The sequence below is a fragment of the Chryseobacterium sp. HMWF035 genome (genome assembly GCF_003094695.1).
Classification (GTDB): domain Bacteria; phylum Bacteroidota; class Bacteroidia; order Flavobacteriales; family Weeksellaceae; genus Chryseobacterium; species Chryseobacterium gambrini.
In genome coordinates this window covers 1-11983 of record NZ_QEHP01000118.1, presented here as the reverse complement: position 1 = coordinate 11983, position 11983 = coordinate 1, and the positions used below count along the sequence as shown (strand labels likewise).

The window sequence follows — 11983 nt, the reverse complement described above, 5'->3', positions numbered from 1 at the left end:
AGCTAGGGAAATACTTTTGATAAAAAAAACCTTACTTTTAGTGAAAAAATATATACTTTTGATAAAAATAAATATAAACAATGGAAATGGAGAAAATTATTGAGAAAATAGCCCAACAAAGAAGTAAAAAAGGCTATACTTTTGAAAATATGGCTTATGAATTAAATATAACTCCGGCTGCATATCGCAAAATAGAAACAGGAGAGACTAAACTAAGTGTAGAAAGACTAATGAAAATTTCTGAAATTCTTGATGAAGATTTATCCAATCTTCTGGATATTAATAATAAAAATACTATCCATAATCTTTCTAATGAAGGTAATGGCAACGGCTATGTAGAAGTAATTAATAATGACTATAAGGATATAATTAAAGATATTAAAGAAACATATGATAAGGTGATCCAAAGTAAAGATGAACAAATTAAGATGCTGAAAGAACAGATCAACTTTTTAAAAGACAAAAAATAAAACAAACGAGCGGAAAATTTTCCGCTCGTTTGTTTATAATAATCGAATTTTATCGTCCAGAATATCGATAATTTTATCCTTATACAATCCTCCGATGGCTTTTTTAAAGTTCTTTTTACTCATCTGAACTTCGTCTTTAATTTCTTCGGGAGTCGATTTGTCTGAAAGATGAAGCAAGCCGTAGTTTTCTTCTAGTCTGTCTAAAATTTTCTTTTTAAATTCATCAATATTTTCAAAACCTTGTGGCTGTAAGGAAACATCAATTTTTCCGTCTTCGCGGATCTCTTTGATATAACCGGATTCTTCAGACAACGGATACAGCTTTTTGAATACATCCGAATTGTAGATGAGTCCGATATATTTTTTGTTGATGACTACATTCCAGCCCAACTCACTTTCATTCATCATAATTAAATCCACACGATCTCCTTTTTGGAAAGGTAAATCCTGATATTGAGGATTTCTTTTGAATTTCGTGGTTCCGGTAATCAGTTCCAGATCTTCATCAACATAAATATAGACAAGATATCTTTTTCCTTCAATGATCTTAGATTTCTGCTGTTTGTAAGGAATAAACAGATCTTTGATGATTCCCCAATCCATAAAAGCTCCGCTTGGAAGACTTTGTACACAGCTCATTACGGCAAACTCTCCTACTTCTGCCAAAGGAATTTCTGTGGTTGCCTTTAATTTTCCATCATCCTGATATACAAAAACTTCAATTTCGTCATCAATTTCCTTATCATCCTGAATGAAAATTTTAGGAAGAAAAGCCTTTTCTCCGGATTCGTCTGTTAAGATCCATCCCGAATTATTTTTATCTGAAATTTTTAAAGTCTGAGTTTTTCCGAATTGCATGTATGATAAAATTAGTCTGCAAAGGTAAGGAAAATCAAATCTTTAACCTATTTATATTCTTCCAAATCTCTTCTCAGGGTTTTGGACTCTTTCAAATAACTGTTTTCTACATCGGGATTTTGAGCAATACCTGTTACTTTTACAAGTCTTTCATCAGTATAATAATATCTTGATTCTGAAAGTAATTTAGGATTTTTTATATATCCATTCTCATCAATGATCTGATATTTTTTTGCCAAAACAAAGATAAGTTTATCATTTTCTGAGAAAAAATATTGTGTACTGATATTCCATGCCGAAAGACCTACAAAATGTTCTATTTTTTTAAGTTTTCCATCTTTATAAAATCCTTTCAGTTCAATTCCGTTATCTGAAGTCTGATTTTTATCCAGAAAATAGGAATAAGGAACAGTTTTAATTTTGATGTTTTTAATACTATTTATTTCCGAAACCTTTTTACTGATTGACTTGATATTCTGACTAAAAGTGTAACCCGAAATAAAAATAAAAAAGCTTAACAAAAATGCTCTCATATTTTTTAAATAAAGCTGTTTAAACCAATTTTAAATTTAACCGCAAAAGAGACAAAAGACTTTATTGGATTTATGTAAAGTATTTCAAAAGTCTGCAAAGAAGAAAAATCTTTGATTTTTTTAACTTATGTGCTCTTTCTTTCCATTAAGGATTAAACTTAAACAACTAAAGTGTTAAAATCTTTTGCATCTTTTGCGGTAAAAAAGTTTAGACAAGTTTAATATTAATTTCAAACTGTTTTTTATGAATTTTGTACAAATTCCATCAATTCCCGTTTGCTGCTTTCAAAATCGAAGGCATCGTAAACCAGAAAATATTTATGCTTATCTACACATTTTGAAAACATAGATTTTGCCAGTGAAAGTTTATTTTTATCAAAACTAACTTCTTTTACCAAAGCGCTGATCTGCTGGGAAGTAAACATGGTTGTACGCATCTGCTGCCGGATCATAGAAAGTTTACTGTCGTCGAATCTTGCATTTTTTCTCAACATATCCATAAATTCACTGAAGGAACTGTTATCCATTACATTGGCATAACTTCCGCCATCATTCCATCCTCCCGAATTTCCGTAGGGATTATTCCAGACATCATTCCAGTCATTAAATCCGTAAGACTGGTTCTGAACAGGATATGAATCTAATAAAAACAATCCTTCATTGGTAAAGAAATCAAGAACCAATCTGCTGTTGTTTCTTACATTTAAAGTCGTTCTGTATAACAGATATCCGTTCTCATAAATTGAAACAGGAATTCTTCCCGACGGAAGATCAAAAAATCTGAATCTTCCGGAATTATTGGAAATAAACTGATCTCCCAGTTCCACACTGAACATTCCCTGCTCTGGAATTCTCAGAAAAACTTCTGAATATCCGTACTGCTGATTCCATTGGTAATTTGGATTTTTACCTCTGAATCCATTGTTATTTCTGTTCTGATTTCTGAATCCGGAATTATTGCTGTTTCTGCTCTCCGTTCTTTTTGCGTTCGGAGATTCTATTTCTGTTTTTGAAGCCTCGTTTTTTAAAAGCTCACCTGCTTTTCCTGCTTCCTGCGCGAAAGAAAAACTTCCTACAAGAAACAAAACACTCATAAATATATTTTTCATAACACTTTTTTTAATCTCCAGCTCCACTTTCATGCCAAAAAAAAGAGAAACCAGTATCTGATTTCTCTTTATTATTTATATGATTGTTTATCAATTACATATGAATTGGTCTTTTCGCGGTAGCGTCCAAAGCCGCTTCTTTGATTGCTTCTGCATACGTAGGGTGCGCGTGAGAACTTCTTGCGATGTCTTCTGCACTTGCACGGAATTCCATAGCAATAACTCCTTCAGCAATTAAATCTGCTGCTCTTGCTCCTACGATGTGCATTCCAAGAACTTCGTCTGTTTTTTCGTCAGCAATAATTTTTACCAAACCATCTACATCACCGCTTGCACGGCTTCTTCCTAAAGCTCTCATCGGGAAAGAACCTACTTTATAAGCTACTCCTTCCTGTTTCAACTGCTCTTCAGTTTTTCCAACTCCCGCAACTTCAGGCCAAGTGTAAACCACTCCCGGAATTAAATTATAGTTGATGTGAGGCTTCTGTCCTGCTAACGTTTCAGCAACAAAAACACCTTCCTCTTCTGCTTTGTGAGCCAGCATTGCTCCCTTCACCACGTCTCCAATTGCGTAAATGTTGGCAACATTAGTCTGTAAATGATCATTTACTTTCACTCTTCCTCTTTCATCAAGCTCAACACCAGCTTTTTCAAGTCCAAGTCCGTCTGTGTAAGGCTTTCTTCCTACAGAAACCAGACAGTAATCTCCTTCTACTGTTACTTCTTCTCCTTTTTTGTCTTTCGCTGTAATTTTTACGGTATCTCCGTTTCTTTCCACTGCGGATACGGCTGTAGAAAGCATGAATTTCATTCCCTGCTTTTTAAGAACTTTCGTTAATTCTTTACTTAGCGCTCCGTCCATTGTCGGGATAATTTTATCCATAAACTCTACCACTGTCACCTGAGCTCCTAATCTTAAATAAACAGAACCTAATTCAAGACCGATTACTCCACCTCCGATTACGACTAAATGTTTCGGAATTTCTTTAAGATTTAAAGCTTCTGTAGAAGTAATCACTCTTTCTTTATCTAACGTGATGAAAGGTAAAGAAGAAGGTTTAGAACCTGTTGCGATGATGGTATATTTGGATTCGATGGTTTCTGTAGAACCGTCGTTTTTTGTTACTTTGATCTGAGTAGCGGATTCGAAACTACCCACACCTTCAAAAACAGTGATTTTGTTTTTGTTCATCAGATAGCTGATTCCGTCTGTATTTTGTTTAATCACCTCATTTTTACGCTCGATCATTCTTGCAATGTCGGCTTGAGGCTCGTTGATAATGATTCCGTGACCTGCAAAATTGTGTTTTGCGTTCTCAAAATGCTCAGAGCTGTCTAAAAGCGCTTTTGACGGAATACATCCCACGTTAAGACAAGTTCCTCCCAAAGTTGGATATTTTTCAATAATTGCTGTTGTGAAACCTAATTGTGCAGCACGGATTGCAGCAACATAACCACCAGGACCGGAACCGATTACGGTAACATCGAATTGACTCATGTTATTTTATGAATTTGTTTATTATTAACTTTCTTATGCTTACAAATTTAACGATTTATTACCACGTGAGAAAGTGAGATTTGTCAAATTTTAAGGAGAAGTCTGAGTTATAAAAATTTTTCAACAATAATCTTGAATGCCTTTAAATTTCTCAATGATTTCTTTACATTTTTCATCAAGTAAATTTTTATATTTCGTGTCTACTATTTTTAATTTTGAATCAAGTTTGATAAGATACTCTGTATTGTAAAGTTTTCTTTCTTCACCGACTGGGTAAAATTGAATTTCGCTATAGTATTTCTCTAAAATATTTAAATCAATGTTATCTAAAGGTTGGATATCATTTATTCTTCCAATAAGATAATGCATTTTAAAATATCCGGAGTGCATCTCAATTTGATCTGTTATAATAGCAATCGCATTTGAACGTAATTTTTTAATAAACCTGTAATGCTTTAGCTTTTCAAACTTATTCATATTTATTTCATCAAATAATGCTAAACCCTTACAAATCCAACTTCAGTTTCCCCTGTCCGAATTCTCCTGTGCTTTCAAAATATGAGCCTCCGTAAACATACCAATCAAGGCTTTCGAGATATTCTACAGCATTTTCAGGAGTTATGTCAGGACGGTCTTTTTTAGAAACAATTCCTTTGTACCATCTTCCAGATTTGGAAAAACTTTCATATTCCACAAAATAACGGATCCAGATTCTCTGGCAAAGTTTACACTGCTGAATGCTTACTTCGGCAAATCTTCCGTTCGTTTGATCGATTCCCAGTTCTGACGTTCTGAATTCTGTATAGGTGGAAGTCGGTTTTTCGCAGGCGCATCCCAGTTTCTGGATTTTAATCATTACTAATTGTTTTCTGAAATTAAAAGTCCAAAATTAAAAAATATTAGCTGAATACTCAAGACGGTTATTTCATCAGATCCAGCAACACCTTTTCGTACTGATTTAAAATAATATTCTTGGAAAATCTGGATTTTATAGAATTTTTAATGACTTCATTTTCGTGATTTCCATGAAGAATTTTCATAATTTTCTGTGAAAATTCTTCATAATTTTCAATATTCGCAATTTCACCATTGGTGTCGTCCTGAATGATTTCGGTAATTCCTCCGGGGCAATTATTGGCTAAAGAATACGTTCCGCAAGCTCCGGCTTCAAGCAAAACATTCGGAAAACCTTCATATCTTGACGAAAGAATAAACAAGTCTGCATATTTTAAAAACTGATAAGGATTTTCCTGTCTTCCGTGAAAGATCACATTTTTCAGACCTAAAAAATCTTTCATTTGATGCAAGATTTCACGATCCTGTCCGTCTCCTAAAATATGAAGCAGGATATTTTCGTTTTTAAGCCTTGAGAATACCTTCAGTAAGTTATCAAAACCTTTTCTTGCCGATAAATTTCCGATCGCGACAACATTTTTATAGCCGTATTTAAAACTTTCCGGTTTATGGGAAATTTTAATTTTTTCATCAATGAAATCAAAATCTACAGGATTGTTTATTTTAACGATTTTCGAAGGCTTAATCTTAAAATTAAGCATCAGATCATGCTTCATATCATCACTTTGCGCAATGATCGTATCATAATTGTTATAGAAGTTGTAGAAAAATTTAATTTCCTTTCTGGTAACGTGCTGAGAAACAACATTGGTTTCCCTTGCAATAAATTTTGTCTTGGGAAAAACTTTGATGAATAAAGACAGATAAGCGTTTACTTCTCCAAATCCGGAAAATACAATATCCGGCTTTCTGCGGTAAATTTCCCTGAGAATAGGTTTTAAGGAATGTCTGATTCTTTCCGTATTAACATCAATGATTTCAACGTCATCTTTCAAAATACTGAGATAACCTCCCTGTTTGCGCAGAAGCAATATCTTAGGCTCAAAACGATCCCGTGAGAGATGATTTGCAATGGTGGTAACAATTCTTTCTGCGCCTCCGGTTTCCAGATCCGGCAGAATAAATATGACAGAAATCTTTTTCATCACTGTAAAATTAGTAAAAAGTTTTCTTAACCTTCAAACCAAACCTATAGAGTTTATTTAATCTTTTTTATAAATAAAAATATACTTATTGGAAAACGCAAAGACGCAAGATCTTTATTAGTCTTAAACTTTTAAGGCGTAAGAAAATCAAAGATTTCCAATAAGAATTGATGCCTAATTTTATCGTAGATAAAATATCTTTGCGCCTTAAGACAAGGCCGTATTTAATGAATATTTTGCGTCTTTGCGACGATTATAGCTATTAAGTTTAAACATTCTGATTAATAATTTCAGTATGAAATTAAACTCTATTTAATTTTTTCATTTGTTCAGTTTGTCATTCCGTAGGAATCTCAACATAAAATTTTCTAGTACTACATTTAGATTCCTACGGAATGACAAACTTTACGAATACCACTTAAATGAGTATTTTTCTTAAAATAAAAAAGAAACTCCTCGTGGGAAGAGCTTCTTTTTTATTTTTTTCCCTGAAGAAACCAGTCTATAAATACCCCAAAAAGAAGTAAAAGGAAATAGCATCCTATCAAGAAAATTATAATATACAAAAGATATTTTAATACATCTTTCATTTAGTTGGCAACATCGCTGATGAATTTTATTCTCAACATTCTCACCTCTTCATCCGAAAGCTCATCTCCAAATTCATCAAGCAGAACTTTCATGCTGTCGCTTTCAGATTCATTCATAAATTCCATGAAACCGTCAACAATATCTTCATCAAAATTATCTTCAATATAATAATCGATATTCAGTTTGGTTCCCTGATAAACAATACGTTCCATTTCCTTCAGCAATTCGTCCATTGAAAGATTTTTGGCTCTTGCAATGTCTTCAAGATCAATCTTTTTATCGGTACTCTGAATGATGAAAACTTTGTGGCTGGACTTATTTGCCACTTGTTTCAGCACCATATCCTGAGTTCGTTCGATATTGTTGTCTTCTACATATTTACTGATAAAATCTGCAAATTCTTTACCGTATTTCTTGGCTTTTCCTTCCCCGACTCCGTAGATTTTGGTGATTTCTTCCACCGTAATCGGATACTGAACCGTCATATCTTCCAAACTCGGATCCATAAACACCGTATAAGGCGGAATTCCGTGTTTTTTGGCAACTTTTTTTCTTAATTCTTTAAGCTGATTGAATAAATTCTGATCCAGACCGCCTCCGGACTGCATCTGAACCTGATCGCTTTCAGCTTTTGTCTGCGTTAAATCAAACTCTCTGTCTTCCGCAATCATAAAAGAATGTTCCAGTTTACCATCAAGAACCAATCTACCCTTTTCAGCTATTTTTAAAACGCCGTAGGTTTCAATATCTTTCTGTAAAAAATTCTGAACTGTTGCCTGTCTTAAAATTGTTTTCCAGTGGTTGTCTTTTTCTTCTTTTCCGAAACCGAAATAAGAAGTCTGCTCCAGTTTATAAGACTTGGTAACCGCAGTTTCTTTTCCTGCGATGACCGAGATCAGATCTTTGGCTTTAAATTTTTCTCCTGTATCGTTAATCAGCTCCAGAACTTTTCTCAGATCGTCTGTTGCATCTTTTAATTTGGGCGGATTCGATGAATTGTCGCACATTTTTGCTCCGTCACCATTGATTGGATCAAAATTTTCCCCAAAATAATACAGAATATACTGTCTTCTGCTCATCGAAGTTTCGGCGTATCCTACCACTTCATTGAGAAGCTGTAATCCGATTTCTCTTTCGGAAACAGGCTTCTGTGCAAGAAATTTCTCCAGTTTTTCAATATCCTTCGGATCGTAGAACGCGAGACAATGACCTTCTCCTCCGTCACGACCTGCACGACCGGTTTCCTGATAATAACTTTCCAGAGATTTCGGGAAATCGTAATGAATTACAAAACGTACATCCGGCTTATCGATTCCCATCCCGAAAGCAATAGTTGCCACAATCACATCCACTTCCTCCATCAGAAATTTATCCTGATTGGCTACCCTTATTTTCTGATCGAGACCTGCATGATAAGGCAGTGCATTTACACCATTTACCTGCAAAAGCTGTGCAAATTCTTCAACTTTTCTTCGGCTCAGACAGTAAACAATTCCGGATTTCCCTTTATTCTGACTGATGAACTTTACGATTTCCTTGTCTACGTTTACTTTCGGCTGTACTTCATAGTAGAGATTCGGTCTGTTGAAGCTTTCTTTAAAAACCAGAGCATTCGTCATTCCCAACGTTTTCTGGATATCATCCTGAACTTTTGGTGTAGCCGTTGCGGTAAGTGCAATTACCGGAACATCGGCAATTTTATCGATAATGGATTTCAGGTTTCGGTATTCCGGTCTGAAATCGTGCCCCCATTCTGAAATACAGTGTGCTTCATCAATGGCAAAGAAGGAAATTTTCACATCTTTCAGAAAATCCAGATAGTCTTCCTTAATTAATGATTCCGGGGCAACATATAAAAGTTTGGTTTTACCACTTTTAATATCGTCGAAAACCTGTTTGGTCTGCGTTTTGTTTAATGATGAATTTAAAACGTGTGCTACTCCATCGTCAGATGAAAGCCCGTTCACGGCATCTACCTGGTTTTTCATCAACGCTATAAGCGGAGAAACCACAATTGCCGTACCTTCCGAAATAAGAGCCGGAAGCTGATAACATAAGGATTTTCCTCCTCCTGTAGGCATCAGAACAAATATATCCTTCCCGTTCAAAAGGTTTTCTATAATCTGTTCCTGCTGTCCTTTAAAAGTAGAAAACCCGAAATATTTTTTCAATTCGCCTGATAAATTGGCTTTTTTTGCGCTCATCTAATTTTCTATTGCTAAATTTGCATCTAACCCAAAGATATGAATTTTTCGCTTAAAATAAAAGCGAACGAATTTATAAAAAATAAAATTTATATTAAACATCCTTTTAAAAATATAACGTTTTTTAAGAGATTTTTCGTATAGCCTGTAAAAGTAAAAATGGAAAGAGCCGACATTATTTCAATCGCAAAAAGTACGTTAGAAATAGAAATTTCAGAATTAGAAAAACTTAAATCCAGACTCAATGAAGATTTTGCGAAAGCCGTAGAAATTATTCATTCTGCCAAGGGAAAACTTATCGTTGTGGGAATCGGCAAATCGGCACATGTTGGAAATAAGATTGTTGCCACCCTGAATTCCACAGGAACCCCTTCTCAGTTTTTACACGCTTCGGAAGCCATCCACGGAGATTTGGGCGTTATCCAGAAGCAGGATGTTGTGTTGTGTATTTCAAATTCCGGAAATTCACCTGAGATTGTGAATCTGGTTCCTTACCTGAAAGACTATTCTTCTGCATTAATAGGAATGACGGGAAATAAATCCAGTAAACTTGCTGAATTTTCCGAAATTATTTTAGATACGTATGTAGAAAAGGAAGCGTGTCCGAATAAACTTGCGCCTACAAGTTCAACCACTCTGCAAATGGCTTTGGGAGATGCTTTGGCGATTGCTTTAATGGAAATGAATGATTTTAAGGCGAATGATTTTGCTAAATTTCATCCGGGAGGAAGTCTGGGTAAAAATTTAATTTCCAAAGTAGATGATTTCCTTTCATCCCAAAAACCTCAGGTTACAGAAAATGATACGGTAAAAGATGTCATCATCTCGATCAGCGGTTCCCGACACGGAATCACAGTTGTAACGAATAATGACGAAATTATCGGGGTGATTACCGACGGTGATTTGAGAAGAATGCTCTTAAAAGGTGATGATATTGCGAAAGTTCTGGCAAAAGACATCATGTCTGCGCATCCGAAAACCATCGAGAGAAACGCTTTGGCTAAAGAAGCCATGAAAATATTAAAGGACAATAATATCGGACAGCTTGTGGTAACGGAAAACGGAAAATATTTCGGGATTATCGATCTGCATAAATTGCTGGATGAAGGAATTAATTAATCTCCGTTATGTATTTTTTACTTCTCTTGGCAGGTCTTTTATTTTATATCCTGAGAAATTATATCTATTACCACGCAGACCAGCCCAGAACTTATACTATATCAAGAAAGAAGGAGCAAAAGATAAATTATTTCACGGAACATACATTTGATGAAAACAGTAATGAATATTATGATATATTGGTAAAAGTTTTAGTCCTGTGTACTTATGATGCCGAAAAATTCAGAACTAATGCCTCGGAAGATTTTCCATTCAGAAGACTTGAAGAAGATATAGAATTTGTCTTTACCGAAGAAATTTTCAAAACTATGCTGAGAAACAACCTGATCGGTGCGGCAACGGTTCCTAAGCTTTTACAATTTAAAGAGGCTGTATCAAAAATTACTGAGGACGAATGGTTTTTCGAAAAAGTAGACCTTAATCTGGATGAGCGATGGAAAGAAATCTGCAAAATTGCTAAAAATCTGCTCAACGATATGAAAATAGAGAATTAGTCCACAGTATTGATATTAAACTTCCTTTTACTGAAACTTTTTTCCTAAATTTGAAATCTTAAAAAAATATTATCCTGTGAGTGATGCTAAAGACATGTCTTTTTGGGGACATATTGGTGAACTAAGAGGTCATCTCATCCGTTCAATTCTCGCTATTATAATTGCTGCAGTTATTATCGGTTTCAATATCAACTGGATTATGGATCACGTTTTCTTTGGTCCTACCCGAAATGATTTTGCCACCTTTGAGATTGTTAATCATTTTTCCAAAATGATTTTGGGCGAAGACAGCATTCACCTTCCGAAAGATTTTCCGGTTCGTGCAAGCAAGCTTTACCAGCAGTTTAATGTGATGATGGCAGTTTCCATTTTTGGAGGAATTGTTTTGGCTTTTCCTTATATTGTATGGGAACTTTGGAGATTCATCAGTCCCGCTTTACATCCGAATGAAAGAAAAAATTCAATCTTTATCATCAATTCAGTTTGGATTTTATTTATGACGGGCGTTTTATGCGGATATTATTTAATCCTTCCTTTTGCCGTTAATTTCGGGGTTATTTTCAAAATCTCCGATATTATTATTCCGCTTTATGATTTAAGCGATTATACGACTCTGTTTTTACAGGTAGTTTTAGGAATGGGCGTAATTTTCCTTTTTCCGGTTCTTATTTATTTCCTTACTACCATCGGAATTCTTACACCAACCTTTATGAAAACATACCGTCGTCATGCGATTGTTTTAATCATGGTAGTTGCAGCAATTATCACTCCGGCAGACGTTTTAAGTATGTTGATGGCAGCATTTCCACTGCTTTTACTGTACGAATTCAGTATCATCATGTGTTCGTATACCTATAAGAAAGTTCAGAAAGCGGCTGGAAATTTACCTGCAGTTCAGAAATAATTTTTATCCATTCAAAATATAGTCCCGTAGATTTTCTGCGGGATTTTTCTTTTTCAGGAGCTTTATCGTACTTTTCGCACTCGCCATTTTCAAGATTCAGGTTTTGCGGCGGCAAAGCCGCTAGTCATGGTCGGAAGATTTTTTTTATTATTTTGAATAATGTTTTTTTAATTTAACTATTTGATTTCCAATTAATTGTATTT

12 protein-coding genes are annotated in these 11983 nt (G+C 34.7%); 4 read left to right on the top strand and 8 right to left on the bottom strand.

Annotated elements, in window-relative coordinates:
* Positions 1-86 precede the first annotated feature (86 nt).
* A complete protein-coding gene (locus DD829_RS17590; protein ID WP_228408235.1) occupies positions 87-470 on the top strand; it encodes a helix-turn-helix domain-containing protein in 384 nt (127 codons plus the stop codon).
* A gap of 33 nt (positions 471-503) precedes the next feature.
* Here the strand turns inward: DD829_RS17590 and DD829_RS17585 are convergent, their stop codons facing one another.
* From DD829_RS17585 to recQ, 8 genes are all read right to left on the bottom strand, one after another.
* Positions 504-1328 carry a S1 RNA-binding domain-containing protein gene (locus DD829_RS17585; protein WP_108411391.1) on the bottom strand — a complete coding sequence of 275 codons (825 nt, stop codon included), beginning with the start codon at positions 1326-1328 and terminating at the stop codon, positions 504-506.
* A 47-nt stretch (positions 1329-1375) separates the two neighbouring features.
* A complete protein-coding gene (locus DD829_RS17580; RefSeq protein ID WP_116547997.1) occupies positions 1376-1861 on the bottom strand; it encodes a hypothetical protein in 486 nt (161 codons plus the stop codon).
* A 242-nt stretch (positions 1862-2103) separates the two neighbouring features.
* Positions 2104-2970, bottom strand: coding sequence for a DUF4476 domain-containing protein (locus DD829_RS17575; protein WP_165796745.1), 867 nt, complete (start codon positions 2968-2970; stop codon positions 2104-2106).
* 94 nt (positions 2971-3064) lie between these two features.
* The gene (gene lpdA, locus DD829_RS17570) at positions 3065-4468 is read right to left on the bottom strand and encodes a dihydrolipoyl dehydrogenase (protein WP_076389952.1); all 1404 of its coding nucleotides are present in this window, start codon (positions 4466-4468) and stop codon (positions 3065-3067) included.
* Between the two features lie 120 nt (positions 4469-4588).
* Positions 4589-4945: a hypothetical protein gene (locus DD829_RS17565; RefSeq protein ID WP_116547996.1), complete on the bottom strand. Its 357-nt coding sequence runs from the start codon at positions 4943-4945 to the stop codon at positions 4589-4591.
* Between the two features lie 28 nt (positions 4946-4973).
* Entirely contained in the window at positions 4974-5324 is a 351-nt protein-coding gene (locus DD829_RS17560) for a hypothetical protein (protein WP_116547995.1), read from the bottom strand.
* 64 nt (positions 5325-5388) lie between these two features.
* Positions 5389-6468, bottom strand: coding sequence for a glycosyltransferase (locus tag DD829_RS17555; RefSeq protein ID WP_108410997.1), 1080 nt, complete (start codon positions 6466-6468; stop codon positions 5389-5391).
* 590 nt (positions 6469-7058) lie between these two features.
* A complete protein-coding gene (gene recQ / locus DD829_RS17550) occupies positions 7059-9263 on the bottom strand; it encodes a DNA helicase RecQ (protein ID WP_108411302.1) in 2205 nt (734 codons plus the stop codon).
* 159 nt (positions 9264-9422) lie between these two features.
* Between recQ and DD829_RS17545 the strand changes: the two genes are divergently transcribed.
* The 3 genes from DD829_RS17545 to tatC all read left to right on the top strand — a co-directional run bounded on the left by DD829_RS17545 (position 9423) and on the right by tatC (position 11780).
* On the top strand, positions 9423-10382 hold the full coding sequence (locus DD829_RS17545) for an SIS domain-containing protein (protein ID WP_108411711.1): 960 nt from the start codon (positions 9423-9425) through the stop codon (positions 10380-10382).
* An 8-nt stretch (positions 10383-10390) separates the two neighbouring features.
* Entirely contained in the window at positions 10391-10876 is a 486-nt protein-coding gene (locus DD829_RS17540) for a hypothetical protein (protein ID WP_108411712.1), read from the top strand.
* Between the two features lie 76 nt (positions 10877-10952).
* On the top strand, positions 10953-11780 hold the full coding sequence (gene tatC / locus DD829_RS17535) for a twin-arginine translocase subunit TatC (RefSeq protein WP_185140322.1): 828 nt from the start codon (positions 10953-10955) through the stop codon (positions 11778-11780).
* Positions 11781-11983 lie beyond the last annotated feature (203 nt).

Coding starts and splice junctions, on each gene's coding strand:
- DD829_RS17590 (WP_228408235.1), top strand. CDS start 87: ATGGAGAAAATTATTGAGAAAATAGCCCAACAAAGAAGTAAAAAAGGC.
- DD829_RS17585 (WP_108411391.1), bottom strand. CDS start 1,328: ATGCAATTCGGAAAAACTCAGACTTTAAAAATTTCAGATAAAAATAAT.
- DD829_RS17580 (WP_116547997.1), bottom strand. CDS start 1,861: ATGAGAGCATTTTTGTTAAGCTTTTTTATTTTTATTTCGGGTTACACT.
- DD829_RS17575 (WP_165796745.1), bottom strand. CDS start 2,970: ATGAAAAATATATTTATGAGTGTTTTGTTTCTTGTAGGAAGTTTTTCT.
- lpdA (WP_076389952.1), bottom strand. CDS start 4,468: ATGAGTCAATTCGATGTTACCGTAATCGGTTCCGGTCCTGGTGGTTAT.
- DD829_RS17565 (WP_116547996.1), bottom strand. CDS start 4,945: ATGAATAAGTTTGAAAAGCTAAAGCATTACAGGTTTATTAAAAAATTA.
- DD829_RS17560 (WP_116547995.1), bottom strand. CDS start 5,324: ATGATTAAAATCCAGAAACTGGGATGCGCCTGCGAAAAACCGACTTCC.
- DD829_RS17555 (WP_108410997.1), bottom strand. CDS start 6,468: ATGAAAAAGATTTCTGTCATATTTATTCTGCCGGATCTGGAAACCGGA.
- recQ (WP_108411302.1), bottom strand. CDS start 9,263: ATGAGCGCAAAAAAAGCCAATTTATCAGGCGAATTGAAAAAATATTTC.
- DD829_RS17545 (WP_108411711.1), top strand. CDS start 9,423: ATGGAAAGAGCCGACATTATTTCAATCGCAAAAAGTACGTTAGAAATA.
- DD829_RS17540 (WP_108411712.1), top strand. CDS start 10,391: ATGTATTTTTTACTTCTCTTGGCAGGTCTTTTATTTTATATCCTGAGA.